Raw genomic sequence first — 24,391 nt, 5'->3', positions numbered from 1 at the left:
GAGATCAACAATTCGCTGACACCCATCGCGTCGATGGCCGACACCGTGCAGCGCCTGCTGCCCTCTGCCGACGCGCCGATGGACGCCGAAAACCGCCAGGACGCGTTCGCCGCCCTGTCCCTGATCGGCCAGCGCAGCGATGCCCTGCAACGCTTTCTCGGCGGCTATGCGCGCCTCGCGCGCCTGCCGCCACCTGTCCTCGGCCCGGTCGTGCTCGACCACGCGCTGCAACGCGTCCGCCATCTGCTCGGCGACGAGCGGATACGCGTCCAGCCTGCGCCGGGACTGCAGGTCGTGGCGGATGCCGACCAGCTCGAACAGGTGTTGATCAACCTGCAGCGCAATGCGTTGGAGGCCGACACCGGCGGCGGCATCGTCGAGGTGACCTGCAGCGCGGAAGATGCCTGCGTGCGGATCGACATCGCGGACCGGGGACCCGGGCTGCCGCCGAGCGACAACCTGTTCGTGCCGTTCTTCACCACCAAGCCGGGTGGTTCCGGCATCGGCCTGGTGCTGTCGCGCCAGATCGTGGAATCGCAGTCGGGCAGCCTGCAGTTGCTGCCGCGTGCGGACATGCCGGGCAGCGTCGCCTCCCTGCGCCTGCCGCGGCGCGATGTGCAGGCGTCCAAGCACGGAATGGAGACATCGCCTGTCCACTGAGCGCGCCACGCGTCTGCGTCGCGGTGCACTCGCGCTCCTGCGCTGGGGCACGGTCGTCGTGCTGCTGACGTTGCTGGTGCTCGATTTCGTGTTCCCGCCGCAACTGCCGGCACGTGCGGACACCAGCGTGGTCGTGGTCGCGCGCGACGGTACACCGTTGCGCGCGTTTGCCGATGCGGAGGGCGTGTGGCGACAGCCGGCGACACCGGAGACCGTCTCGCCGCTCTACCTGCAGGCGCTGCTCGGCTACGAGGATCGCTGGTTCCGCCGGCATCCGGGGATCAATCCGCTGGCGATGGGGCGTGCAGCCTGGCAATGGGGACGTGGCGGTCGCATCGTGTCGGGCGGCTCGACACTGACGATGCAGGTCGCGCGCATCCTCGACCCGCAACCGCGCGGGCGCAGCCTCGGCGGCAAGGTGCTGCAGATGCTGCGCGCGGTGCAGCTCGAAGTGCACCTGTCCAAGGACGAGATCCTGACGCTGTACCTCGACCGCGCGCCGTTCGGCGGGACGATCGAAGGCGTCGAGGCGGCGAGCTGGGCCTACCTCGGCAAGCCGGCATCCGATCTGTCGCATGCAGAAGCGGCCTTGCTCGCGGTACTGCCGCAGGCGCCGAGCCGGCTGCGGCCCGATCGCGCGCCCGAGGCGGCACGTGCGGCGCGCGACAAGGTGCTCGAACGCATGGCGGCACGCGGGCTGTGGTCGCGCGCCGACGTCGACGATGCCAGGGTCGAAGCAGTCGTGGCCCGCAGCCTGCGGTCGCCGCTGCATGCCGCGCTGCTGGCGCAACGCCTGCGCGAAGCCACGCCGCAGGCGTCGCGCATCGCCTCCACCATCGATGTCGATCTGCAGCGCATGCTCGAGCAGCGCGTCGCCGGTTATTTCTCGCAGTTGCCCGAGCGCACCTCGGCCGCGTTGCTGGTCGTCGACAACGACACTCTGGAAGCGCGCGCCTACGTCGGCTCCGTCGCGTTCGGCGATCGCGCGCGGCTGGGACATGTCGACATGGTGCGCGCGTGGCGCTCGCCCGGCTCCACACTCAAGCCCTTCCTCTACGGCATGGCGCTCGACGACGGCCTGATCCACTCGGGCAGTCTGCTGGTCGACGCCCCGCAGTCGTTCGACGGCTACCGGCCGGGCAACTTCGATGCGGCATTCAACGGTCCCGTGGGCGCCGATGACGCGTTGCGGCTGTCGCTCAACGTCCCCGCGGTGGATCTGCTCGACCGGGTCGGCCCGGCGCGCTTTGCCGCGCGGCTCGACAATGCGGGCGTCACGCTGCGGTTTCCGCGCGGCGCGGTGCCCAACCTTTCACTGATCCTCGGCGGGACCGGCGCGACGCTCGAACAACTGGTCGGTGCGCATGCGGCCCTGCATCGCGAGGGAATCGCCGGGCGCGTGCGGCTCACGCCGGACGCACCGATGGTCGAACGCCGCCTGATGTCTCCGGGAGCGGCATGGATCGTGCGGGAGATCCTCGAATCGAACCCGCGTCCCGGCGAACGCGTCGACACCTTCGACACCGGCGGCCGGCCGCGCGTGGCCTGGAAGACCGGCACCAGCTACGGCTACCGTGACGCCTGGGCGATCGGTGGGACGCGTCGGCATACCGTCGGTGTGTGGGTCGGCCGGCCGGATGGCACGCCGCTGCCGGGCCAGTACGGCGCGGTCACGGCGCTGCCACTGCTGTTCGAGGTCGTCGACAGCCTGCCGGCTGACCGGGGCGATGCGATGCGTTCGCCGCCGCCGCGCAATGTCCGCGAAGTCGCGGTCTGCTGGCCGCTCGGGACTGCTGCCGACGATCAGGCGGCACCGCTGTGCCAGCGTCGCCGGGATGCGTGGACGCTCGACGGCAACGTGCCGCCGACATTCGCCGAGCGCGATGCGCGGCGCTGGGGCAGCGGCCTGGTGCGCTTCGACGTGGATGCGTCGAGCGGACGGCGATTGTCGGCCGCGTGCAGTGCGGCGCACGTGCGGCGGCCGCAGGAAGTCGCCCGCTGGCCGGCTCTGGCCGCGCCCTGGCTGCCGGCCGCAGCGCGGCGGGCGGCACGCCTGCCTGCACTGGCGCCCGACTGCGCGCCCGATGGCCGCGATGCGGCGGACACGCTGCATATCGAGGGCCTCGCAGACGGCACGTTGCTCGCACGGCCGCCCAACAGCACGCACGGCGTGCGTCTGCAGTTGCGCGCACTCGGCAGCGACGGGCGCGTGCAATGGCTGCTGGATGGACGCTGGATCGGCGAAACACGCGGCACGCAGTGGCTGCGGCACGAGTTCGACGTGCCGGGTGCGCACGCACTGACGGCGCTGGCGGACGACGGTGCGTGGCAGAGCGTGGCGTTCCGGGTCGCCGAGTGAGGCACGCCGGTGTCCGGCGGCCCCCTTGTCCATCATCCGGGTCGTGGGCGAATCACCGGGAAGGTCGTGCGCCGCACCGATGCCTGACGTCGGACGTTCCGGGCAAAGCGCACACCCGAAGCTCGATCAGTCGAGATGTGCCAGCACGTGTTCCGCCGACGACACCTTGAACTCGCCCGGCGCTTCGACGAAGAGCTGCTTGACCACACCGTCGTCGGCATACAGCGCGAAACGCTTCGCGCGCAGGCCCATGCCGTAGGCACTCGCATCCATCGCCAGGCCCATTGCCTTGACGAAATCGCCGTTGCCGTCGGAAATCATCTGCAGTCCGTCGGGGACACCGACGCTCTCGCCCCAGGCCTGCATCACGAACGGGTCGTTGACGGCCACGCACACCACGTCGATGCCGCGTTTGCGGAACGCATCGAAGTGCGCCACGAAGCCGGGCAGGTGATGTTCCGAACAGGTCGGCGTGAACGCGCCAGGCACCGCGAACAGCACCACCTGCTTGCCGACGAACAGCGTCGGCGTGTCGATGACGCGTACGCCGTCGTGGATGTGCTTGAGCGCGATTTCGGGAATGGTGTCGCCGATCTGGATGGTCATGGCTGCGGTCTGGGGGACAGGGTAGGGGGAGTCTAGCCGCTCGGGCCGCGCGACCGTGGCGTCGTCCGCACGCGGGTCCGGGACGTATCGTGATCGCGGGCAGTACCGCACATGCGGGTCGCCACGACGACGCGACGGTCTGCTGCAGGTATCCTGCGGACCGCTGCCGCACGCGGCATTCCAATCGTCTAGGGCCACGCGCCCCCATCGGACAGATGCAGATGCAGTTCAAGGATTACTACGCGACGCTCGGCGTCGAGCCGAACGCGGGCGAAGCGGAGATCAAGACCGCATATCGCAGGCTCGCGCGGAAGTACCACCCCGACGTCAGCAAGGAGCCGGGCGCCGAAGACACCTTCAAGTCCGTCAACGAGGCCTACGAGGCGCTGCGCGACCCGGACAAGCGCAAGGCCTACGACCAGCTGCGTGCGCGCGGCTACCGGCCGGGCGACGATGTGCAGCCGCCACCGGGCGGGTTCGGTGGCGGTCCGGGCGGTGTCGACTTCGACGAGATATTCGCCGGTGGCGGTGCGGGCGGCGGATTCAGCGATTTCTTCGAGCAGATGTTCGGCCGTCGTGCTGGCGGCGGCTACGCCGGTCCGCAGCCCGGACGCGGTGGACCACAGCCGCGCAGCGACACGCGCGCACGTCTGGCGGTGAATCTGGAGACGATCCATCGCGGCGACAGCGTGCGCGTGCCGGTGATGGGCAAGACCTTCGAGGTGAAGATTCCGCGCGGCATCCGTCCGGGACAGATCGTGCGCCTGCCCAGGCAGGGACAGCAGGGTGGTGACCTGCTGCTGGAGATCGAATACGCCGCGCATCCGGATTTCGAGGTCGACGGACGCAACATCATCCACACGCTGGCGATCGCGCCGTGGGACGCGGCGCTGGGCGCGAGCTTGAGCGTGGCGACACTGGGTGGACGTGTCGAGCTGAAGATCCCGGCCGGTTCGGAAGCAGGACGCCGCTTGCGTCTGCGTGGTCGCGGACTGCCCGGTGCGGGCGGTGTGTCGGATGGCGACCAGATCGTCGAGCTGGAAATCCAGGCGCCCGTGGCGCGCGAGCCGCAGCAGGTGGCGGCATACGAAGCGCTGCGCGACGCGTTTGCCGCGGGCACGCCCGAGTAAGGGAGTCGGCGCCGCAGATGCGGCGCCGCGGCGTCCCTCAGAGGGTCGGCGGCGTGTCGTTGCCGATCGTGCCGAGAATCGCCTCGGACAGTTCGACTTCGCTGAAAGGCTTCGTCAGATAGGCCCGCGCGCCCTGGCGCATGCCCCAGACGCGATCGGTGTCCTGGTCCTTGGTGGTCACCAGGATCACCGGAATGTGCGCGGTCGTCGGCTCGCGGGTGATCGAGCGCGTCGCCTGGAAACCGTTGAGGTTGGGCATCACCACGTCCATCAGGATCAGGTCGGGCAGCTCCCGCTTGGCCGCTTCGACGCCGGCCTGGCCGTCTTCTGCGGTCAACGCCACGTGGCCGAGCTTTTCGACGATCCGCCGGATGCCCATGAGCTGGGACGGCGAGTCGTCCACGATCAGGATGCGTGCCATGGAGTCCCCCGGGAATGACATCCAGATTCTAGCGGCGCATTCAGGACTCGCAAATGCGCGTGACACCAAAGCGTGACGCGCGTTCGCGCGCGATCAGCACAGTGTGATCGCGCACCTGCAACGCGTACGCCGTTACTTCAGGACGCTACGACGCTTCTCGTCGATCCACTTGCTCGCCTGCGCCGGCTCGTAGGCCTGCATCCACGCCAGCATCTCGTCGATGTCGCTGCCGTACCAGAGATCGGCGCGCTGATCCGGATGCAGGAACCGCTCTTCGACCATGCGGTCGATCATGCCGATCAGCGGGGCGTAGAAGCCGTCGATGTCGAGGAAGGCGCAGGGCTTGTTGCCGATGCCGAGCTGGCGCCAGGTCAGCATCTCGAAGATCTCTTCCATCGTGCCGAAGCCGCCGGGCAGGGCGACGAAGCCGTCGGAGAGTTCGAACATGCGCATCTTGCGCGCGTGCATCGAATCGACGATCTCGAGTTCGGTGAGGCCGCGGTGCGCGACTTCCCAGTCGGCGAGCTGCTGCGGAATCACGCCGGTCACTTCGCCGCCAGCTTCGAGCACGGCGTTGGCGACGGTGCCCATCAGGCCGACGTTGCCGCCGCCGTAGACCAGGCGCAGGCCGTCCTGCGCGAGCCGGTCGCCCAGCGCCATCGCGCGTTCGGCGTAAACGGGTTTGTTGCCGGCATTGGAGCCGCAGTAGACGCAGATCGATTTCATCAGGGATGTCCTTGTAGTCGGAGGTGATCGCCCGGTGTCGTACAGACGGTTTGCCGGGCCGGAAAGCAGGAAGGCCCCGCCTGGGCGGAGCCTTCCTGGATCAAGGCGATGGAACTCAGTTCGCCTTGTGGATCGACCGCTTGTCGACCGCCATCGCAGCGTCGTGCACCACTTCCGACAGCGACGGATGCGCGTGGCAGATGCGGGCGAGATCGTCAGCCGAGCCGCTGAACTCCATCGTCAGCACGCCCTCGTGCACGAGCTCGGAGACGTTGGCGCCGACGAGGTGCATGCCGAGCACGCGATCGGTTTCGGCGTGTGCGAGCACCTTGACGAAGCCCGTGGCCTCGATCATCGCGACCGCGCGGCCGTTGGCGGCGAACGGGAAGCTGCCCGCCTTGTACGGGATGCCTTCGTCCTTGAGCTGCTGCTCGGTCTTGCCGACCCAGGCCAGCTCCGGCTCGGTGTAGATGACCCACGGAATCGTGTCGAAATTGACGTGGCCCGGCAGGCCGGCGATGAGTTCGGCGACCGCGATGCCTTCCTCGAAGCCCTTGTGCGCCAGCATCGGGCCGCGCACGCAGTCGCCGACCGCCCACACGCCATCGACGCCGGTGTGGCAGTGGTCGTCGACTTCGATCTGGCCACGATCGGTCAGCTTCACGCCGCTGTCGTCGGCCAGCAGGCCCTTGCTCGCGGCCTTGCGGCCCACGGCGACCAGCAGCTTGTCGACGGTGATCGTCTGCTCGCCGCTGCCGTCGGTGTAGCTGACGACGACTTCCTTCTTCTTGCCCTTGCCGGTGATCTCGGTCTTGGAGACCTTGGCGCCCAGCTTGATGTCGAGACCCTGCTTCTTGAATTCCTTCAGCGCGGTCTTGGCCACTTCGGCGTCGGCCAGTGCGAGGAAGTCGGGCAGGGCTTCGAGGATCGTGACCTCGGCGCCGAGGCGCTTCCACACGCTGCCGAGCTCCAGACCGATCACGCCGGCGCCGATGACGGCCAGGCGCTTCGGCACTTCGGTGAAGTCCAGACCGCCGACGTTGTCGACGATGGTCTCGCCGTCGAACTTGGCGAACGGCAGTTCGATCGAATCCGAGCCCGCGGCGATGATGACGTTGGCGCCTGTCAGCTCGACCTCGGTACCGTCGTGCTGCGCGACCTTGACCAGACGGTCGGCGTGCAGGGTGGCGAAGCCGTAGTACGGCGTGACCTTGTTCGCCTTGAACAGCATCGCAATGCCGCCGGTGAACTGCTTCACGATCTTGTCCTTGCGACCGATCATCGCTTCGACGTCGATCTTCGGATCCTTGAAGCTGATGCCGTGGTCGCCAAAGATATGGCCCATGTTCCAGAACTGGCGCGAGGAATCGAGCAGCGCCTTCGACGGAATGCAGCCCACGCGCAGGCAGGTGCCACCGAGGGCCGGCTTGCCGTCCTTGCCCAGCGCCGCGTCGATGCAGGCGACCGTCTTGCCGAGCTGCGCGGCGCGGATGGCGGCGTGATAACCGGCCGGGCCGGCACCGATGACGACGACGTCGAATTGTTCAGCCATGGGGGAATTCCTTCTTTCTATGCCTGCGGTGGAGGGCAGGGTGCCGATGCGGCGAATTTGGGGGTGCGGCGCAGGCGCCACAAGTGCGAACCCCCTCCGTGGAGGGGGTCGCGGCGCATCACATGCCGAGCAGCATGCGGTGCGGGTTTTCCAGCTGGTTCTTGATGTCGACCAGGAACAGCACCGCGTCCTTGCCGTCGATGATGCGGTGGTCGTAGGACAGCGCCAGATACATCATCGGCGCGGCGATCACCTGGCCGTTCTCGACGATGGCGCGCTCCTTGATCGAGTGCATGCCCAGGATCGCCGACTGCGGCGGGTTGACGATCGGCGTCGACATCAGCGAGCCGAAGGTGCCGCCGTTGGTGATCGTGAACGTGCCGCCCTGCAGATCGTCCAGGCCCAGCTTGCCGTCGCGCGCCTTCTTGGCGTAATCGGCGATGCCCTGCTCGATTTCGGCGAAGCCCTGGCGCTCGACGTTGCGCAGCACCGGCGTCACCAGACCACGATCGGTCGAGATGGCGACCGAGATGTCGGCGTAGCCGTGATAGATGATGTCGGTGCCGTCGACCGAGGCGTTGACCACCGGGTACTTGGCCAGCGCGTTGGCAGCGGCCTTGGCGAAGAAGCTCATGAAGCCGAGCTTGATGCCGTGGTCCTTCTGGAACTGTTCGCCCAGCTCCTTGCGCAGCGCCATCACCTTGCCGAGATTCACCTCGTTGAACGAGGTCAGCATCGCGATCGATTCCTTCGACTGCATCAGGCGCGCCGCGATCGTCTTGCGGATGCGGGTCATCGGCACGCGCTCTTCCGGACGTGCGCCGCCCGACACGCCCGGGGTCTTGCCCGAGGCGTAGTTCAGCAGGTCTTCCTTGGTCACCGCGCCGCGGCGGCCGGTGCCTTCGACCTGCGAGGCGTCGATGCCCTTGCTCTCGGCGGTGAAGCGTGCGCCCGGCGGCAGGCCATCGTTCTTGCCCGACGACGTCTGCGGCTTGGTCGAGGCCGGCGCCTTGTCGTCGGCTTTCTTGGCTTCCGACTTCGGCTGCACTTCCTCGGCACCGGCGGCCGGCGCTTCCTTGTCCTTGGCGCCCGATTCGGCGGCCGGCGCTTCGGCGGCGGCGCCTTCCTCGATGATCGCGATGACCTGCGCGCTGTTGACCGTCGCGCCTTCTTCGAACTTGATTTCCTTCAGCACGCCGTCAACGGTCGACGGCACTTCGAGGACGACTTTGTCGGTCTCCAGGTCGACGAGGTTCTCGTCGCGCTTGACCGCATCGCCGGCCTTCTTGTGCCAGGTGGCGATGGTCGCGTCGGAGACGGATTCGGGCAGGACCGGGACTTTGATTTCAGTGGCCATGTGGCTTCCTGGAAAAGCGTTGAATGTGGGGAATGGATGAGCGGGGTGCGCGCCGGATTACTCGGCGAGTACCTTGCCGGCGAGATCGTTCACCAGCGCATCGGCGATCAGCTGCTGCTGCTCGGCGACGTGGTCGTTGAAATGACCGACGGCGGGCGAGGGCGAGCGTGCGCGACCGGCGTAATGCACCGACTGCTTGGCACCCGAGCAGAACTCGAGATGGTGCTTGATCTGGTACCAGGCGCCCTGGTTCTGCGGCTCTTCCTGGCACCAGACCACTTCGGTGGCCTTCGGGAAGCGCTTGAGCTCGGCAGCCAGCAGTTCGCGCGGGAACGGATACAGCTGTTCCACACGCAGCAGTGCGACGTTGTCGAGGCCCTGCTTGCGCGACTCTTCCAGCAGGTCGTAATAGACCTTGCCCGAACATGCAACCACACGCGTGACCTTCTTCGGGTCGGCGTCGGCATCGGGGATCAGATGCTGGAACTCGCCGTTGGCCAGTTCCTCGAGCGAGGACACGGCCAGCTTGTGGCGCAGCAGCGACTTGGGCGTCATCACCACCAGCGGCTTGCGCGTGGTCATGCACAGCTGGCGACGGATCATGTGGAAGGCCTGCGCCGGCGTGGTCGGCACGCAGACCATCATGTTCTCCAGCGCGCACAGCTGCAGGAAGCGCTCGAGGCGCGCCGAGCTGTGCTCGGGGCCCTGGCCTTCGTAGCCGTGCGGCAGGAACAGCGCCAGACCGCAGAGGCGATCCCACTTGGCTTCACCCGACGACAGGAACTGGTCGATGACCACCTGGGCGCCGTTGGCGAAATCGCCGAACTGGCCTTCCCAGATGCACAGTGTGCCCGGCTCCGACGATGCATAACCGTACTCGAACGCCATGACCGCCTCTTCGCTGAGCAGCGAGTCGATGATCGTGGCGTCTTCCGGGTTCTGCACGAGCTCGCGCAGCGGCATGTAGTTGTTGCCGGAGGTCTGGTCGTGCAGCACCGCATGGCGGTGGAAGAACGTGCCGCGGCCGCTGTCCTGACCCACCAGGCGCAGGCGGTGGCCGGCGTCGAGCAGGGTGGCGTAGGCGAGGTTCTCGGCAAAGCCCCAGTCGCCGGCCTGTTCGCCGCGTGCCATCTTGCGGCGGTCGTCGTAGATCTTGGCGACGCGCGCCTGCAGCGTGACGGACTCGGGCAGCGTGGTGATCTGCGTCGCCAGCGCCTTCAGCTTGTCGACCGACACCGTGGTGTCGAGCGTGTCGGTCAGGCGGCCGGCGAGATAGGGATCCCAGTCGATCGTCAGCTCGTAGTCGCTCGGCTTGGCATCGGCCAGCTCGACCGTGACCTCCCCCGCGTCGAGCTTGTTGCGGTAGCCGTCGACGATCGCCTTGGCATCGGCTTCGGCCATCACGCCTTCGGCGACCAGCTTCGCGGTGTAGAGCTCGCGCGGGGTCTGGTGCTTGCGGATGACCTGGTACATCAGCGGCTGCGTCGCCGCCGGCTCGTCGGCTTCGTTGTGGCCGTGACGGCGGTAGCAGACGAGATCGATGACCACGTCCTTGCCGAACTGCTGACGGAAGTCGTAGGCGAGCTCGGCGCAGTACACGACTGCTTCCGGATCGTCGGCATTCACGTGCAGGATCGGCGCGCCGACCATCTTGGCGACGTCGGTGCAGTACAGCGTGGAACGCGCGTCCTGCAGATCGCTGGTGGTGAAGCCGACCTGGTTGTTGATGACCACGTGCACCGTGCCGCCGACCGCGAAACCGCGGGCCTGCGACATCTGGAACAGTTCCATGTTGACGCCCTGGCCGGCGAAGGCCGCGTCGCCGTGCAGCAGCACCGGCAGCACGAGCTTGCGCTCGGTGTCGCGGCGACGGTGCTGGCGCGAACGCACGCTGCCGGCGACCACCGGGTTGACGATTTCCAGGTGCGACGGATTGAACGCCAGCGCCAGATGGACCGGACCGCCGGGCGTGGCCAGATCGGCCGAGAAGCCCATGTGGTACTTCACGTCGCCGGTATGGGCGCGATCGGTGTCGTGGTGGTCGAACTTGCCTTCGAACTCGTCGAACAGCTTGCGCGGGTTCTTGCCGAGCGTATTGACCAGCACGTTGAGACGACCGCGATGGGCCATGCCGATCACGATGTCCTTGACGCCTTCCTTGCCGGCGCGCTGGATCACGCTGTCGAGCAGTGGAATCAGCGCGTCGCCGCCTTCGAGCGAGAAGCGCTTCTGGCCGACGTACTTGGTGTGCAGATAGCGCTCGAGACCTTCGGCCGCCGTCAGGCGTTCGAGGATGCGCTTCTTCTCCGTTTCGCTGCGCGCGAACCGGCCACCCGCGGCTTCGAGGCGCTGGTAGAGCCAGCTGCGCTGTTCGAAGTCGGGGATGTGCATGAACTCCGCGCCGATCTGGCTGGAGTAGGTGGTCTTGAGCAGCGCGAGCAGGTCGCGCAGCTTCATCCGCGGCTGGCCGGCCACGCCGCCGGTGCTGAACTCGTCATCGAGGTCGGCATCGGTCAGCTGGTGGAAGGGCAGGCCCAGATCCGGCGGATTGAGCGGCGGCGCCAGATCCAGCGGATCGAGCTTCGCGCCCAGATGGCCGCGCGAGCGGTACGCCGTGATCAGGCGACCGACGTGGCGCTCGCGCTCGTCGCCGGCGCCGCCAGGCGTCGCCTCGACGATGCCGCGGGCGGCCTTGCGGCCCGCTTCGGCCACGGCCGAGAGCACTGCGGAATGGGGAACATCGCCGGCTTCACGACCCTTGAAAGCGTCGAACCACCGCTTCCAGTCCGAACCGACACTGTCGGGATCGACGAGGTACTGCTCGTACAGGTCTTCGATAAAGGCGGCATTGGCGCCGAACTGGGAGGACTGCGCAAACTGCTTCAGGAGACTGTCCACGTCGGGGAATTCGGGCTCGTTTGGAGGGGGCAGGGCCTGACCCGGAGCGATCTCCGGAAAACAGGCGGGATCTGGCGCGAAACGACGCCGGAGAGTATACGCGGGTCGTTCGCCGCGATGCACCATCGAAGGGCCTTCAAGCACGTGCAACGATGCATCCGGAATGCGTTTGCGGCACGTCGAAACGACGCAAACGGCTCAGATGCCCAGCGCGCGGAACTCGCTGCACGCGCGTGAACGTTCCCACACCGGCGCGAACTGCTGCGCCAGCTGACGGGCACGACCGGGCAGATCGGTCGCCGCTTCGCCGTCGACGCGATGCCCCAGGGTGCGCACATGGAAGCCGCCGGCATCGTTGATCAGGAATGCACCGGCAAACTCGCGGTCGACCGGATCCTCGACCTCGCGGAACGCGAACACACTGCCCAGCCGCTGCGACAGTGCCAGCAACGCGGAACCCCGGCGCTGCACGGTGGCGGCGTCGTGCAGCAGCACCTGCACCTGGACGCCGCGGCCAGCGGTCGCGAGGCGGCGCAGGGCGGCGAGCACGTCGGGGTGGTCGTAGAGGCCGGGGTCGAGATCGCGCGTGCGCAGCCGCAGGGTGCGGCGCGTCGCGGACACCAGGGTGAGGGTGGCGTCGATCGCGGCTTCGGGATCGTCGACCGGGAACGTCGCACCGGCAATCCGGCGCATCGTGCGATGCGCGATGCCGGCCTCCTCGTAGCGCGCGCCTTCGGCGACGAAGCCGGCGCGTGCATACAGGGCCATCGCCTGCAGCTGCGCATGCAGATAGGTTTCGCGCAGGCCGGCCTCGCTCGCGGCGTCGAGCAGCGCACGCAGCATGGTTTCGCCGACGCCACGGCCGCGCCAGTCGCGGCGCACCGCAAGCCTGCCGATACGGCCGTCGGGCGCGATCCGCCCGGCACCGATCGGCGTGCCGTCGGCGGCGGTCGCCAGCACGTGCCGGCTCAGGACATCCAGCGCGTCGCGTTCGAGCGCTGCGGGCACGCCCTGTTCGTCGACGAATACCGCGGTGCGCACCGCGCGCGCCGCGTCCAGGCTCCCGGCATCGGACACGATGTCGACCTGGAACGGCGCCAGCACGCTCATTCGGAATCCAACTCCAGCAGTGTGTAGTGACCCTGGTCCAGCAGGTCGAGCACCGCTTCGCGTCCGGCCTCCGACAGGGCCGCGTAGGTGCGGCCGTCGATCTGGGCGCCGGCAGCCAGCGTGCGCGCGTCGCGCAGGGGCACCGGCCAGGCGGTGCCTGCGGCGAACAGGCGCGCGCCGCGCTTCGCCCGGCGCCAGGCCATCCGGGTGAAGGGATTGCGGTGCAGGACGGTCTGGCCCTGCGACAGCAGCCACTCCAGTTCGATGCGCGGCGGCGTGGTGTCACCCGCCACGACGTGCTGTGCGTTGCGGTAACCGGTGATGAAGCTGCCGAACCAGTCACCGAGACGATCGGGGTCGCGCATGCGCATCACGTTGAGCGCCTCGACCACGCGCACCATCGCGTCGGCATCGATCTCGTTGGGATCGGCAGGCGGCTGCAGGGTCTCGTCGTGGTATCGCATCGACTCGTCGGCTTCGGCGGCCAGCGTGTCGATGTAGTCGCCCATCAGTTCGCTGACCGATGGCGCGCGCATGCCGACCGAGAATGTCAGGCAAGCGTCTTCGGCCACGCCGTGGTGCGGCACCATCGGCGGCAGGTACAGCATGTCGCCGGGACCGAGCACCCATTCGTGGGTCGGCTCGAACGTACGCAGCAGCCGCAGCTCGACGTCGTCGCGGAAATCCTGGGGCGGCACGCCGCGACCCATCGCGTCGGACGCGTCGATCTGCCAGCGTCGATGGCCCTGGCCCTGCAGCAGGAACACGTCGTACTGGTCGACGTGCGCGCCGACCGAACCGCCGGTCGCGGCGAAGCTGACCATGATGTCGTCGATGCGCCAGCGCGGCAGGAACGCAAAATGCGGCAGCAGCGCGGCGACATCGGCATCCCACTTGTCGACGTCCTGCACCAGCAGCGTCCAGTCGCGGTCGCCGAGACCCGGGAACAGGTCTTCGTCGAACGGTCCGGTCTCGACCTGCCAGCCATCGGCTGCGCGGTCGTGGCGGATCAGCCGCGACAGCGCGGCGTCCTCGCAGGCCAGGCCGGCGAGATCCTCGGGCTGCAGCGGGCTTTCGAGGTCCGGAAACGCGTTGCGGATCAGCAGCGGGCGCTTCTGCCAGTAGTCGCGCAGGAACTGCCCGGCGGACATGCCCAGCGGGCCATCATCGGCGAAGCTGCGGGCGTCGATTTCGAAGGGGAGGGGGGCTCTGCTCATGGGCGGGAGCCTACGCGAAAACCGGCGCCGGCTCGACGATGCGATCGCACGGATTACGCGTCCGTGCGGTGTCCGGTGACTCCGGTTGTGATCGCATGACGTCGATCGGCGCGACGTCGGCCGCAAGGCGCGATCGCAGTGCGGCGATCCGGGGCGTCGGGTCTAACGCGGCGTCTCGATCGCGTCATAGCCGAGCGGACCGAACTGCAGCAGGCACCAGCCATGGCCGAACGGATCGGCGAGCTGCACGATCCGCCCGAATGCCTCGTCGCGCACCTCACCCTCGCGGACGAAACCCGCGCGCTCCGCGCGCGCCAGTGCGGCATCGAGATCCTCGACCACGACATCCAGATGCACCGGACACCAGTGCCGCGTGTAGTCGCGCGGTGCGTTGCCGGCGCCCGCGCTGCCTGCCGGCCTGTGCAGCAGATAGAGCCGCGCGGGCAGTCCGGTCAGCTCGACGACGGCATCGCCGAAGCGGCGTCCGACCTGCAGGCCGAAGGCCTCGACATACACCGCCTCGGCGCGGGCCAGATCCGGGACGTCGAGATTGACCAGCAGATCCATGTCGCGTCCCGGTGGCCGCGATCAGATATCGCGGGCGAGCTGCGCGGCCAGGCCGGTGTAGCCGCCCGGCAGCAGATCACGCAGGCGCGCCTTGTCCTCGGCCGGCAGGTCCAGTCCGTCGACGAAGCTGCGCATCGAGTCGGCGGTGATGCCCTGGCCGCGGGTCAGCGCCTTGAGCTGCTCGTAGGGATTGGGCAGGCCATGGCGGCGCATGACCGTCTGCACGGCTTCGGCCAGCACTTCCCAGGAGGCGTCGAGATCGGCGGCCAGGCGCTCCGGATTGACGCTCAGCTTGCCCAGGCCGCGCTGCAGCGCATCGAGTGCGATCAGGGTGTGGCCGAATGCAGTGCCCAGCGCGCGCAGCACGGTGGAGTCGGTCAGGTCGCGCTGCCAGCGGCTGATCGGCAGCTTGGCGGCAAAATGTTCGAACAGCGCATTGGCGATGCCGAAGTTGCCTTCGGCGTTCTCGAAATCGATCGGGTTGACCTTGTGCGGCATCGTCGAGCTGCCGACTTCGCCTTCCTTCAATGCCTGCTTGAAGTAGCCGAGCGAGATGTAGCCCCAGATGTCGCGGCACAGATCGACACCGATCGTGTTGATGCGCTTGTGCACGTCGCTGATCTCGGCGACGCAGTCGTGCGGCTCGATCTGGGTGGTGTAGGGATTGAACTCGATGCCCAGCGACTCGACGAAACGCTGCGCGAACGCCGGCCAGTCGACATCGGGGTACGAGACGACGTGGGCGTTGTAGTTGCCCACCGCACCGTTGATCTTGCCGGTCAGCGCGACGTCCCACAGCAGCTCGCTCTGGCGCTGCAGGCGGGCGACGACGTTGGCCAGTTCCTTGCCGACGGTCGACGGCGATGCCGTCTGGCCGTGGGTGCGCGACAGCAGCGGCAGCGCGGCGTGGTCATGGGCCATCGTGCGCAGCGTCTGGATCAGCGTGTCCAGCGTCGGCAGCAGCACATCCCGGCGCGCCTCGGCCAGCATCAGGGCGTAGGACAGATTGTTGATGTCCTCGCTGGTGCACGCGAAATGCACGAACTCCAGCGACGGCGCCAGCGTGGCGTCGTCCTTGAGCTGTTCCTTGATGAAGTACTCGACCGCCTTGACGTCATGGTTGGTGGTGCGCTCGATCGCCTTGACCCGCGCGGCATCACTGACCGAGAAGTTCTCGGCCAGCGACTTCAGACGGGCGCGCTGCGCATCGTCGAACGCGGGCAATTCCACGATGCCCGGCTCGTCGCCCAGTGCCAGCAGCCATTCGATCTCCACCCGCACGCGGGCACGGATCAGGCCGTATTCCGAGAAGATCGGACGCAGTGCATCGACCTTGGTGGCGTAGCGGCCGTCGAGCGGCGACAGGGCGAGCAGGGCGGCTTCGGTCTTCTGGGTGTCGGACATGGGAGGCATGGGCGCAGCGGGCGAAGCCGTCATTTTAGCCTGTACGGCCCTCGCGTATCCTGCAGGCACGACGCCAGCGACCCTGCCAGCCGACTCATTTCCTCCTGGAGCCGAATCGATGCGCAAGACCAAGGACGCGACCGCGTTCCGTACCGAACACGACAGCATGGGCGAACTGCAGGTGCCCGCCGACGCCCTGTGGGGCGCCCAGACACAGCGCGCGGTGCAGAACTTCCCCATCTCCGGCCGGCCGATGCCGCGCGGTTTCATCCGTGCGCTGGGCCTGGTCAAGGCCGCGGCCGCCGAAGTCAATGCAGGTCTGGGCCTGCTGCCGGAAAAATCCGGCAAGGCGATCCGTGCCGCCGCGCTCGAAGTCGCCGAGGGCAAGCACGATGCCCACTTCCCGGTCGACATTTATCAGACCGGTTCGGGCACGTCGTCGAACATGAATGCCAACGAGGTCATCGCGACGCTGGCCTCGACCGCGACGCGCAAGGTGCATCCCAACGACCACGTCAATCTGGGCCAGAGCTCGAACGACGTCGTGCCCACCGCGATCCGCGTATCGGCGCAGCTGGCCGTGGTCGAAGACCTGCTGCCGGCGCTCAAGCACCTGCGCCGCACGATCGACAAACGCGGCCGTTCGCTCGGCAAGGTGGTCAAGACCGGCCGCACACATCTGATGGATGCGATGCCGCTGACCTTCGCGCAGGAATTCGGCGCGTGGTCGTCGCAGTTGTCTTCGGCCGAGGCACGCCTGAGCGATACGCTCAAGCGCCTGCGCCGCCTGCCGATCGGCGGCACCGCGATCGGCACCGGCATCAACGCGCATCCGCAGTTCGGCAGGAAGGTCACGCGTGCGCTGTCGACGCTGACCCGTACCAGCTTCGATTCGGCCGAGGACAAGTTCGAAGGCATCGCGACCCAGGACGACGCGGTCGAACTGTCGGGCCAGCTCAATGCGCTTGCGGTCGCGCTGATCAAGATCGCCAACGATCTGCGCTGGATGAATTCCGGACCGCTCGGCGGCCTGGGTGAGATCGAACTGCCGGCGCTGCAGCCGGGCAGCTCGATCATGCCGGGCAAGGTCAATCCGGTGATTCCCGAGGCCACGGTCATGGTCGCCGCCCAGGTCATCGGTCACCACGCCGCGATCACCGTCGCTGGCCAGACCGGCAACTTCCAGCTCAATGTCGCGCTGCCGCTGATCGCGGCGAATCTGCTCGAATCGATCCAGCTGCTGTCGAACGTGAGCCGGCTGCTGGCCGACGACGCGATCGCCGGCCTCAAGGTGCGCCGCGAGAACGTCGACGCCGCGCTCGCGCGCAACCCGATCCTGGTCACGGCGCTCAACCCGATCATCGGTTACGAGAAGGCCGCGGCGATCGCCAAGCGTGCCTACAAGGAACAGCGTCCCGTGCTCGACATCGCCCGCGAGGACAGCGGGCTGTCGGAGGCCGAACTCACCACGCTGCTCGATCCTGCCGAGCTCACCCGGGGCGGAATCCATGCAGGTGGGGGCGGCGGGGGTTGAGCGGGCACTGACGCCCGGGCGCGGTGCGCGACGCAGGCCGTCGGGCGCCGCACTTCGTCGCTGACATCGGCCTGCCGGCCGCACGCAAGTCGCGCGCCCGGCAGGCCTCGACGTCCCGCAGGCGTCAGCCTTCCACGCGCAGGCGCAGCGTGCCGTCCGCCAGTCGCGCCTGTACGGGATCTCCCGGCGCCACGTCCGTGGTGCGGCGGACGATGCCGCCGTCCGGCTGCTGCAGGATGCTGTAGCCGCGGGCGATGGTCGCCAGCGGACTGACGGCCTCCAGTGATCGCGCAAGACCGCGCAGGTGCAGAGCGTCGCGCTGCAGGCGATGCGACAGGACTGCCTGCGGACGCGGTGCGAGTGCGGCCAGGCGTTCGCGCACTTGCGCCAGTCGCCGCTGTGGCGTGGTCGTCCGCAGGACCGCCCCGGCATGCCGCAGACGGGCGTGATCCTGCTGCAGGCGCTGCCGCAGGGCATTGGCCAGTGCACGCATCGCGTCGTCCTGACGCCGCCGCAACGCCTCCAGTCGCGCCTGCGGCCGCTGGGCCTGCAGGCGCAGCGACGCCCGGTCCAGCCGCTGGAAGCGCTGCTGCATCGAGCGCAGGTGTGCGTCGTCGACATGGCGCTGCAGGCGCAGCAGTCGCGTCGCGATGTCGGCACGATCGGGCACCAGCAGTTCGGCGGCGACCGACGGCGTCGGCGCGCGCAGATCCGCCGCGAAGTCGGTGAGGCTGAAGTCGGTTTCGTGGCCGATCGCCGAGACCACCGGCACCGGTGATGCCGCGACCGCGCGCGTGAGCGCCTCGTCGTTGAAGGCCCAGAGGTCTTCGAGCGAACCGCCGCCGCGCGCGAGCAGGATCACGTCGTAACGGCCGCTGGCACCCGCCCGTTCGAGCATGGTCGTGATCTTCTGCGGCGCTTCCACACCCTGCACCGGCACCGGCAGCACGTCCACCCGGACCAGCGGCCAGCGTCGGCCGAGCACGCTCAGCACGTCACGGACCGCCGCACCCGATGGCGACGTGATGACGGCGATGTGGCGGGGCCATGCGGGGAGTTCGCGCTTGCGCGCCGGGTCGAACAGGCCTTCGGCCTGCAGGCGTGCCTTGAGTGCATCGAACGCACGCCGCAGCGCACCTTCGCCCGCTTCTTCCAGCGAATCGAGGATCAGCTGGTAGTCGCCGCGCGCCTCGTAGAGCGTGACCCGACCACGCGCGCGCACCAGCAGGCCCTCGCGCGGCACGAAGCGCAGTCCCTGGCTCCGCGACCGGAACAGCGCGCAGCGCACCTGGGCGCGCGCATCCTTGAGCGTGAAGTACAGATGCCCGGACGCCGGCCGTGACAGATTGCCGAGTTCACCCTCGACGACGACGCTGGGAAACGTGTCCTCCAGCAGGCCGCGCGCCAGTGTATTGAGCTGGGTGGGGGTGAGGACTTCCGAGGGGCCGCTGTCGTGCATGCGCACAGGATACCCGGCGGCTGTCGAGCGCCGGTCGGTGCCGCCGACACGATGCGCTGCGACACCGGGTCGCATTGGCATTGCCGCGTGCATACGGCCAGCATGGCGGTCGATCGCGTCGCACGACGAGCGGATGTCCTGCGCTGCGATACTGCCCGCAAGCGGGCGCGATCCGGCGCCCACACTTCGACCCTGGAGCATCGCGATGTCTGCACGCCGCCCGTTTTCCCTCGCCATCGGCCCTGTCGCCGCCGGTCTGATCCTGGTCCTCGCCGGCTGTCAGCCGGCCACCCCGGACGCTGCGTCGCCGACCGCGGATGCAGCAGCCGAGCGCGCCGGCATCGTGGTCAGCGAGGCCTGGATCCGCGAGACGCCGCCGAACGCCGCAGTCGCGGGCGGCTATCTCACCTTGCGCAGCGGTGCCGCCGACCGGCTGGTCGCCGTCGAGACCCCTGCCGCCGCCAGTGTCGAAATCCACGAGATGTCGCACGAGGGCGGGATGATGCGCATGCGCGAACTCGCCGATGGCGTCGAGCTGCCCGCCGGCAGCGAAGTCACGCTGCGTCCGGGTGGCAACCATCTGATGTTCATCGATCCGGTCGAGCCGGTGCGGGCCGGCCAGTCGATCGAGGCCACGCTGCGCTTCGCCAACGCGCCCGAACAGACGGTGCAGTTCGAGGTGCGACCGCTGGCAGGGGATGCGCCGGCATCCGGTGGACATTCGGGCCACTGACGGCCCGACGACTGCCCGTCCGCAGGCAGAGTGTCCCGGCGCTAGCCGTCCGTCGGCGGCCGCCGTTCCGGTCCGGGCCGCTTGGCGAGCTTGCGCTGCAGCGAACGGCGGTGCATGCCCAGCAGGCGGGCGGTGGCGGAGATGTTGCCGCCGGTTTCGGCCAGCGCCTGCTGGATGTGTTCCCACTCCAGCCGGTGCAGCGGAATCATCGTCGGGTTGTCGAGCCGGTCGCTCTCGCTGCCGCGGTCGGGGACCGGCGCGCCGTGCACGGCTTCCATGTCGAGCAGCACGCGTTGCAGCGTATCGGCCGAGACCGGCTTGGGCAGGTAGTCGTCCGCGCCGCGCTTGATCGCATCGACGGCGGTCGCGATGCTGGCATAGCCGGTGACCAGCAGGATCCGCATGTCGGCGCGGATCGCCCGCAGTGGCTCGATCAGCGACAGGCCCGATGCATCGCCCAGCTTGAGATCGACCAGCGCGAAGTCCGGTGCGATGCGCGCAGCGACCTCGAGTGCGGTGTCGGGATCGGCGGCGACCTCGCACTCGATGCCACGCCGGGTCATCGCCCGGCGCAGGGCGTCCAGGTACAGGGTGTCGTCGTCGACCAGCAGGCCTTTCATCGTGTCGTCTCCGCAAGAGGGCGTTCGCCCGCATCCAGCGGCACGCGGAACCGCACGCGCGCGCCACTGCCGCCGTCGCCGGCTTCATCCATTTCGAGTTCGCCGCCGAGCTGCTCGATTGCCGCATGCGACAGCGCCAGGCCGACGCCCAGACCGTCGGGCTTGCCGCTGCGGAACAGCACCGGCAGGAACGGCGCCTGGGCGTCGAACCCGGTGCCGTAGTCGCGGATCGCCCCGTCCAGCAGGCCGTTGTCGACCTGCAGGCGCAGGTCCACGCGGTGGCTGCCGTTGCCTTCGCTGGCATCGGCGGCATTGTTGAGCAGGGCCAGCAGCAGGTGGCCGATGGCGCGGTCCACACGCTGGTGGACGGCGAGGTTTCCGCTGCGTTCGAGCACGATCGCCGGGCGGACGAGCTGCCAGTGTTCGAGCACGCGGCCGATCTCCACGCGCGTGCTCGCGGCCGGATCGGCCGGATCGGCCAGCGATCGCACGCGATCCCGGCAGGTGTCGACGAGGCGGCGCAGGGTGACCACGTCCGCTGCGCCATCCGCTCCCAGGGCGCCGGTGTCCAGGTCGTCGAGCAGCAACGTCATGGTGCCCAGCGGGGTGTTGAGTTCGTGGGCGACCGACGCGGCGTGGGTCGCCAGCGCGAGGATGCCTTCGTTGCGGACGAAGCGTTCGCGCAGCACGGCCAGCTCCCGCTCGCGCAGGTCGCGCGCCGCCGCCAGACGGATCAGGAAATACGAGACCAGCGCCATCGACAGGAAGAAGTTGACCGCCATGCCCGCCAGGTGCAGGTCGAAGTGGTCGTGCAGATGGGGCAACGGCTGGCCGAAACTGACCGCGAGGACGTAGCCGGTCACGCAGGCCAGCGCGGCCGCGAGCGCCCAGGCCTGCGGCAGCGCAGTGGCGGTCAGCGCGATCGGCAGCAGGAACAGCGAGGCGAACGGATTGGCGATGCCGCCGGTCCACGCGATCAGCCAGGCCAGCACCGCGGTGTCGACGAGTACGTGGGCGAAGGCCTCGCCGGGCGTCGCGTCGCGGGCGTTCAGCAGACGCACGTACACGCACAGGTTGAAGCCGGCCAGCATCAGCACCGACGACCACAGCGGCAGGGTCGGCAGGGCCATGTCCAGTCCGAGCGTCGCCCAGGCGATGGTCAGCGACTGCCCGCCCACGGCGAACCAGCGCAGGCTGTACAGGGTGCGGAGCAGGGCGGTGGCGGAGGTGTGCTGCATCGCCGGTCATCGTAGACCAGCCCGGTCGCGGTGATGCCGGTGCAGGGCCAGGCTGCGGCCATCGGTCGCACCTGTGGGCGGTTTCACCCCGCGTCACCGAAAAGCGGTGCGCGAGCCGCTAAAATGCGCCCATGTCTGCCCAGCCCGCTTCCGCACCCGACGCTTGTCTCTCCGAACCCGTGCGCCTGCCCGAATTCGGCGCCGCCGCGCGCCGCGGTACGCGTCAGGTCCATGTCGGCGGCGTCGCCGTCGGCGGCGATGCGCCGGTGGTCGTGCAGTCGATGACCAATACCGACACCGCCGATATCGCCTCGACCGCGAAGCAGATCGGCGAGTTGTGGCGCGCGGGCTCGGAGCTCGTGCGCATCACGGTCAACAATCCCGAATCCGCCGCCGCGGTGCCGCGGATCGTCGAGCGGCTGGCGATGCAGGGCATCGAAGTGCCGATCATCGGCGACTTCCACTACAACGGACACCAGTTGCTGACCGGCGAACCGGCCTGCGCGCAGGCGCTGGCGAAGTACCGGATCAACCCGGGCAACGTCGGCTTCGGCAAGAAGAAGGATCTGCAGTTCGGTCAGCTGATCGAATTCGCGATGCGCTACGACAAGCCGGTGCGTATCGGCGCGAACTGGGGCTCGCTCGACCAGTCCCTCGCCGCCGCGCTGATGGACGAGAACGCCAGGCGCGCCGTGCCCTGGGATGCAGGCCGCGTGTTGCGCGAGGCGCTGATCCGCTCGGCAGTCGATTCGGCAGAACGCGCCGTCGAATTCGGTCTCGGCCGCGATCGCATCGTGCTCAGCGCCAAGGTCAGCGGCGTGCAGGAACTGGTCGCCGTGTATCGCGATCTGGCCGCGCGCAGCGATTTCGCGCTGCATCTGGGTCTCACCGAAGCCGGCATCGGCAGCAAGGGCATGGTCGCGTCCAGCGCCGCGCTGGCGATCCTGATGCAGGAAGGCATCGGCGACACCATCCGCATCTCGCTGACCCCCGAGCCCGGCGCGTCGCGCACCAAGGAAGTCGTCGTCGCGCAGGAACTGCTGCAGACGATGGGCCTGCGCGCGTTCACGCCGATGGTCACCGCGTGTCCCGGCTGCGGCCGCACAACGTCCGAGTTCTTCCAGGAGCTGGCCGGCGTGGTCCAGGACCATGTGCGCGAGAAGATGCCCGAATGGAAGATCACCCATCCGGGCGCGGAGACCATGACGCTCGCGGTGATGGGCTGCGTGGTCAACGGCCCGGGCGAATCGCGCCACGCCAACATCGGCATCTCCTTGCCCGGCACCGGGGAAGCACCGTCGGCACCGGTCTTCATCGACGGCGAAAAGGCGATGACCCTGCGCGGCGAGAACATCGCCCACGAGTTCGTCGCGCTGGTCGACGACTACGTGCACCGCAACTACGGCCGCCGCGTCGATGCCGTCTGACGGCGGAGATGTCGTCGTCGAGGGCTCACGCGAAACCGGTGGCCTGCTGCGGCGCCACGGCTGGAAGTTCCTGCTGCTGTTCGCCGGCGTGCTGCTGCCGATGTGGGGCTTCATGGAACTCGCCGACGAGGTCCACGAGGCCGAGGTGATTCCGTTCGACGAGCCGATCCTGCTGTTCGCGCAGGACGTCGCGCGCGAGGGTTTCACCCGGGTGTTTCTGTTCTTCTCCGAGATCGGCTACGCCAAGGGCGTCGTGCCGGTCGATATCGCGCTGGTGCTGATCCTGCTGGCGATGAAGCGCTGGCGCGACGGGCTGTTCGTCGCGGTTGCGACCGGTGGCTCGGCGCTGTTGAACCTCGCGACCAAGCGCCTGTTCGCGCGTGACCGGCCCAGCCTGTGGGACTCGATCGCGCCCGAGGCGACCTACAGTTTTCCCAGCGGCCACGCGATGGGATCGATGACGCTGGCCGCGGTGCTGATCCTGCTGGCCTGGCCGACGCGCGCACGCTGGTGGGTGATCGCCGCGATGGCCGTGTTCGTGCCGATGGTCGGCCTGTCGCGTGTGTATCTGGGCGTGCATTACCCGTCGGACATTCTGGCCGGCTGGGCGGCGGCGTCGGCGTGGGTGGTGGGCGTGTATCTGGTGATGTACCACCGGCCGCGGTTCGGGCGGAATGCGCTGCAGGACCGTTCTTAGGACGCGCGGAACGAGGCGGAGCCTCTCGTCCCGGGAAGTGCCTGCTGCGCGCCGGCCACGACGCCTAGACGGGCAGGCGGATGTCCGACAGCTTCCAGGTCAGACCCTTGCGCGTGAGCACGAATTCGATCGGGCGGCCGCGATCGTCGCGCACCGTGGCGGTGAAGCGCGAGGTCGAGTTGTAGCGGTAATGCGCGTCCGCCAGTGGCGGCTCGCGTTCGGCGTCAGGGCGGATCTGAGTCGGCGATGCGCCGCCGGCGAGGCTCCACAAGCGCTGGCCACGCATCAGTGCGCTCAGGCCGACAGGCGTCACCATCATGTCGACACCGGTGCCGGCCGCGCTGCCCGCGAGCCGCAGACCGATCGCGCCCAGCAGGTTCGACTGCAGCTCTGGCCCGGCCTCGCGCACGATCGCGTCAGCCAGTTGCAGCCGCAGGCTTTCACGCAATGCGGGGAAGTCCACCTGCCTGGAAAGGGCGCGCGAGTCCTCGTTGCGGACGGCGTCCCGGATCGCGTTGATCGTCAGGACCGGTCCGGCCGCCGTGTAGGCCAGCAGCAGGACGGCAATGATCGCGGAGAGCCAGGCGAATTTCTTCATCGTCAGTCGGGAATGGAAGGCGTGCTCGATTCTCGGGCCTCCGCCTGCAGTCATGGCTGAACGGATGCCGGACCGGAC

General features: G+C 68.5%; 21 protein-coding genes and 1 pseudogene. 8 read left to right on the top strand and 14 right to left on the bottom strand.

Going from position 1 to position 24,391, the window contains the following annotated elements:
- Positions 1 to 276 precede the first annotated feature (276 nt).
- The 3 genes and pseudogenes from AC3A4E_RS10410 to pbpC all read left to right on the top strand — a co-directional run.
- Positions 277 to 358: pseudogene (locus AC3A4E_RS10410) on the top strand (ATP-binding protein); the annotation flags it as partial.
- Entirely contained in the window at positions 349 to 660 is a 312-nt protein-coding gene (locus AC3A4E_RS10405; RefSeq protein ID WP_487632049.1) for an ATP-binding protein, read from the top strand. The pseudogene AC3A4E_RS10410 and the gene AC3A4E_RS10405, both read left to right, overlap by 10 nt.
- A complete protein-coding gene (gene pbpC, locus AC3A4E_RS10400) occupies positions 614 to 3,019 on the top strand; it encodes a penicillin-binding protein 1C (RefSeq protein WP_487631407.1) in 2,406 nt (801 codons plus the stop codon). Before AC3A4E_RS10405 ends, pbpC begins: the two co-directional genes overlap by 47 nt.
- A 126-nt stretch (positions 3,020 to 3,145) precedes the next feature.
- Here pbpC and AC3A4E_RS10395 read toward each other — a convergent pair whose 3' ends face one another.
- Entirely contained in the window at positions 3,146 to 3,625 is a 480-nt protein-coding gene (locus AC3A4E_RS10395) for a redoxin family protein (protein ID WP_487631406.1), read from the bottom strand.
- A 221-nt stretch (positions 3,626 to 3,846) separates the two neighbouring features.
- Between AC3A4E_RS10395 and AC3A4E_RS10390 the strand changes: the two genes are divergently transcribed.
- A complete protein-coding gene (locus tag AC3A4E_RS10390; RefSeq protein ID WP_487631405.1) occupies positions 3,847 to 4,755 on the top strand; it encodes a DnaJ C-terminal domain-containing protein in 909 nt (302 codons plus the stop codon).
- Between the two features lie 37 nt (positions 4,756 to 4,792).
- Here AC3A4E_RS10390 and pilH read toward each other — a convergent pair whose 3' ends face one another.
- The 9 genes from pilH to purB all read right to left on the bottom strand — a co-directional run bounded on the left by pilH (position 4,793) and on the right by purB (position 16,007).
- The gene (pilH, locus tag AC3A4E_RS10385; RefSeq protein WP_487631404.1) at positions 4,793 to 5,176 is read right to left on the bottom strand and encodes a twitching motility response regulator PilH; all 384 of its coding nucleotides are present in this window, start codon (positions 5,174 to 5,176) and stop codon (positions 4,793 to 4,795) included.
- Positions 5,177 to 5,308: 132 nt separating this feature from the next.
- The gene (locus AC3A4E_RS10380; RefSeq protein WP_487631403.1) at positions 5,309 to 5,902 is read right to left on the bottom strand and encodes an LOG family protein; all 594 of its coding nucleotides are present in this window, start codon (positions 5,900 to 5,902) and stop codon (positions 5,309 to 5,311) included.
- Between the two features lie 115 nt (positions 5,903 to 6,017).
- Positions 6,018 to 7,454: a dihydrolipoyl dehydrogenase gene (gene lpdA / locus AC3A4E_RS10375; RefSeq protein ID WP_487631402.1), complete on the bottom strand. Its 1,437-nt coding sequence runs from the start codon at positions 7,452 to 7,454 to the stop codon at positions 6,018 to 6,020.
- 118 nt (positions 7,455 to 7,572) lie between these two features.
- Positions 7,573 to 8,811, bottom strand: coding sequence for a dihydrolipoyllysine-residue succinyltransferase (sucB, locus tag AC3A4E_RS10370; RefSeq protein WP_487631401.1), 1,239 nt, complete (start codon positions 8,809 to 8,811; stop codon positions 7,573 to 7,575).
- Positions 8,812 to 8,868: 57 nt separating this feature from the next.
- Positions 8,869 to 11,709 (bottom strand): 2-oxoglutarate dehydrogenase E1 component, encoded by a 2,841-nt coding sequence (locus AC3A4E_RS10365; RefSeq protein ID WP_487631400.1) that lies wholly within the window; start codon positions 11,707 to 11,709, stop codon positions 8,869 to 8,871.
- A gap of 198 nt (positions 11,710 to 11,907) precedes the next feature.
- Positions 11,908 to 12,819 carry a GNAT family N-acetyltransferase gene (locus AC3A4E_RS10360; RefSeq protein ID WP_487631399.1) on the bottom strand — a complete coding sequence of 304 codons (912 nt, stop codon included), beginning with the start codon at positions 12,817 to 12,819 and terminating at the stop codon, positions 11,908 to 11,910.
- Complete coding sequence (locus tag AC3A4E_RS10355) at positions 12,816 to 14,036, bottom strand: JmjC domain-containing protein (protein ID WP_487631398.1); 1,221 nt, start codon at positions 14,034 to 14,036, stop codon at positions 12,816 to 12,818. The genes AC3A4E_RS10360 and AC3A4E_RS10355 overlap by 4 nt, the downstream gene beginning before the upstream one ends.
- A gap of 162 nt (positions 14,037 to 14,198) precedes the next feature.
- Positions 14,199 to 14,603: a VOC family protein gene (locus tag AC3A4E_RS10350; protein ID WP_487631397.1), complete on the bottom strand. Its 405-nt coding sequence runs from the start codon at positions 14,601 to 14,603 to the stop codon at positions 14,199 to 14,201.
- Positions 14,604 to 14,624: 21 nt separating this feature from the next.
- Positions 14,625 to 16,007 carry an adenylosuccinate lyase gene (gene purB, locus AC3A4E_RS10345; protein ID WP_487631396.1) on the bottom strand — a complete coding sequence of 461 codons (1,383 nt, stop codon included), beginning with the start codon at positions 16,005 to 16,007 and terminating at the stop codon, positions 14,625 to 14,627.
- 118 nt (positions 16,008 to 16,125) lie between these two features.
- On the opposite strand from purB, the gene AC3A4E_RS10340 reads away from it, so the two are divergent.
- The gene (locus tag AC3A4E_RS10340; RefSeq protein WP_487631395.1) at positions 16,126 to 17,541 is read left to right on the top strand and encodes a class II fumarate hydratase; all 1,416 of its coding nucleotides are present in this window, start codon (positions 16,126 to 16,128) and stop codon (positions 17,539 to 17,541) included.
- A gap of 124 nt (positions 17,542 to 17,665) precedes the next feature.
- Here AC3A4E_RS10340 and xseA read toward each other — a convergent pair whose 3' ends face one another.
- Entirely contained in the window at positions 17,666 to 19,000 is a 1,335-nt protein-coding gene (gene xseA / locus AC3A4E_RS10335; protein WP_487631394.1) for an exodeoxyribonuclease VII large subunit, read from the bottom strand.
- A 205-nt stretch (positions 19,001 to 19,205) separates the two neighbouring features.
- Between xseA and AC3A4E_RS10330 the strand changes: the two genes are divergently transcribed.
- Positions 19,206 to 19,733 (top strand): copper chaperone PCu(A)C, encoded by a 528-nt coding sequence (locus AC3A4E_RS10330; RefSeq protein ID WP_487631393.1) that lies wholly within the window; start codon positions 19,206 to 19,208, stop codon positions 19,731 to 19,733.
- A gap of 41 nt (positions 19,734 to 19,774) precedes the next feature.
- Here AC3A4E_RS10330 and AC3A4E_RS10325 read toward each other — a convergent pair whose 3' ends face one another.
- Positions 19,775 to 20,353 (bottom strand): response regulator transcription factor, encoded by a 579-nt coding sequence (locus tag AC3A4E_RS10325; RefSeq protein WP_487631392.1) that lies wholly within the window; start codon positions 20,351 to 20,353, stop codon positions 19,775 to 19,777.
- On the bottom strand, positions 20,350 to 21,591 hold the full coding sequence (locus AC3A4E_RS10320) for an ATP-binding protein (RefSeq protein WP_487631391.1): 1,242 nt from the start codon (positions 21,589 to 21,591) through the stop codon (positions 20,350 to 20,352). The genes AC3A4E_RS10325 and AC3A4E_RS10320 overlap by 4 nt, the downstream gene beginning before the upstream one ends.
- A 131-nt stretch (positions 21,592 to 21,722) precedes the next feature.
- Here AC3A4E_RS10320 and ispG point away from each other — a divergent pair, with 131 nt between their 5' ends.
- Both ispG and AC3A4E_RS10310 read left to right on the top strand, forming a co-directional pair.
- A complete protein-coding gene (gene ispG, locus AC3A4E_RS10315; RefSeq protein ID WP_487631390.1) occupies positions 21,723 to 23,018 on the top strand; it encodes a flavodoxin-dependent (E)-4-hydroxy-3-methylbut-2-enyl-diphosphate synthase in 1,296 nt (431 codons plus the stop codon).
- A complete protein-coding gene (locus AC3A4E_RS10310; RefSeq protein WP_487631389.1) occupies positions 23,008 to 23,715 on the top strand; it encodes a phosphatase PAP2 family protein in 708 nt (235 codons plus the stop codon). Before ispG ends, AC3A4E_RS10310 begins: the two co-directional genes overlap by 11 nt.
- 64 nt (positions 23,716 to 23,779) lie before the next feature.
- Here the strand turns inward: AC3A4E_RS10310 and AC3A4E_RS10305 are convergent, their stop codons facing one another.
- Complete coding sequence (locus AC3A4E_RS10305; protein ID WP_487631388.1) at positions 23,780 to 24,313, bottom strand: DUF2939 domain-containing protein; 534 nt, start codon at positions 24,311 to 24,313, stop codon at positions 23,780 to 23,782.
- Between the last annotated feature and the right edge of the window lie 78 nt (positions 24,314 to 24,391).

The organism is Luteimonas sp. Soil_N_1 (assembly GCF_057656255.1).
Note: the sequence above shows the minus strand (reverse complement) of the source record. Positions and strands in the feature narration are given on the sequence as shown.

What these genes read in the sequence shown, in the direction of transcription:
- pbpC (WP_487631407.1), top strand. Translation starts at nt 614, where the DNA reads ATGTGCAGGCGTCCAAGCACGGAATGGAGACATCGCCTGTCCACTGAG.
- AC3A4E_RS10395 (WP_487631406.1), bottom strand. Translation starts at nt 3,625, where the DNA reads ATGACCATCCAGATCGGCGACACCATTCCCGAAATCGCGCTCAAGCAC.
- AC3A4E_RS10390 (WP_487631405.1), top strand. Translation starts at nt 3,847, where the DNA reads ATGCAGTTCAAGGATTACTACGCGACGCTCGGCGTCGAGCCGAACGCG.
- pilH (WP_487631404.1), bottom strand. Translation starts at nt 5,176, where the DNA reads ATGGCACGCATCCTGATCGTGGACGACTCGCCGTCCCAGCTCATGGGC.
- AC3A4E_RS10380 (WP_487631403.1), bottom strand. Translation starts at nt 5,902, where the DNA reads ATGAAATCGATCTGCGTCTACTGCGGCTCCAATGCCGGCAACAAACCC.
- lpdA (WP_487631402.1), bottom strand. Translation starts at nt 7,454, where the DNA reads ATGGCTGAACAATTCGACGTCGTCGTCATCGGTGCCGGCCCGGCCGGT.
- sucB (WP_487631401.1), bottom strand. Translation starts at nt 8,811, where the DNA reads ATGGCCACTGAAATCAAAGTCCCGGTCCTGCCCGAATCCGTCTCCGAC.
- AC3A4E_RS10360 (WP_487631399.1), bottom strand. Translation starts at nt 12,819, where the DNA reads ATGAGCGTGCTGGCGCCGTTCCAGGTCGACATCGTGTCCGATGCCGGG.
- AC3A4E_RS10355 (WP_487631398.1), bottom strand. Translation starts at nt 14,036, where the DNA reads ATGAGCAGAGCCCCCCTCCCCTTCGAAATCGACGCCCGCAGCTTCGCC.
- AC3A4E_RS10350 (WP_487631397.1), bottom strand. Translation starts at nt 14,603, where the DNA reads ATGGATCTGCTGGTCAATCTCGACGTCCCGGATCTGGCCCGCGCCGAG.
- purB (WP_487631396.1), bottom strand. Translation starts at nt 16,007, where the DNA reads ATGTCCGACACCCAGAAGACCGAAGCCGCCCTGCTCGCCCTGTCGCCG.
- AC3A4E_RS10340 (WP_487631395.1), top strand. Translation starts at nt 16,126, where the DNA reads ATGCGCAAGACCAAGGACGCGACCGCGTTCCGTACCGAACACGACAGC.
- xseA (WP_487631394.1), bottom strand. Translation starts at nt 19,000, where the DNA reads ATGCACGACAGCGGCCCCTCGGAAGTCCTCACCCCCACCCAGCTCAAT.
- AC3A4E_RS10330 (WP_487631393.1), top strand. Translation starts at nt 19,206, where the DNA reads ATGTCTGCACGCCGCCCGTTTTCCCTCGCCATCGGCCCTGTCGCCGCC.
- AC3A4E_RS10325 (WP_487631392.1), bottom strand. Translation starts at nt 20,353, where the DNA reads ATGAAAGGCCTGCTGGTCGACGACGACACCCTGTACCTGGACGCCCTG.
- AC3A4E_RS10320 (WP_487631391.1), bottom strand. Translation starts at nt 21,591, where the DNA reads ATGCAGCACACCTCCGCCACCGCCCTGCTCCGCACCCTGTACAGCCTG.
- ispG (WP_487631390.1), top strand. Translation starts at nt 21,723, where the DNA reads ATGTCTGCCCAGCCCGCTTCCGCACCCGACGCTTGTCTCTCCGAACCC.
- AC3A4E_RS10310 (WP_487631389.1), top strand. Translation starts at nt 23,008, where the DNA reads ATGCCGTCTGACGGCGGAGATGTCGTCGTCGAGGGCTCACGCGAAACC.
- AC3A4E_RS10305 (WP_487631388.1), bottom strand. Translation starts at nt 24,313, where the DNA reads ATGAAGAAATTCGCCTGGCTCTCCGCGATCATTGCCGTCCTGCTGCTG.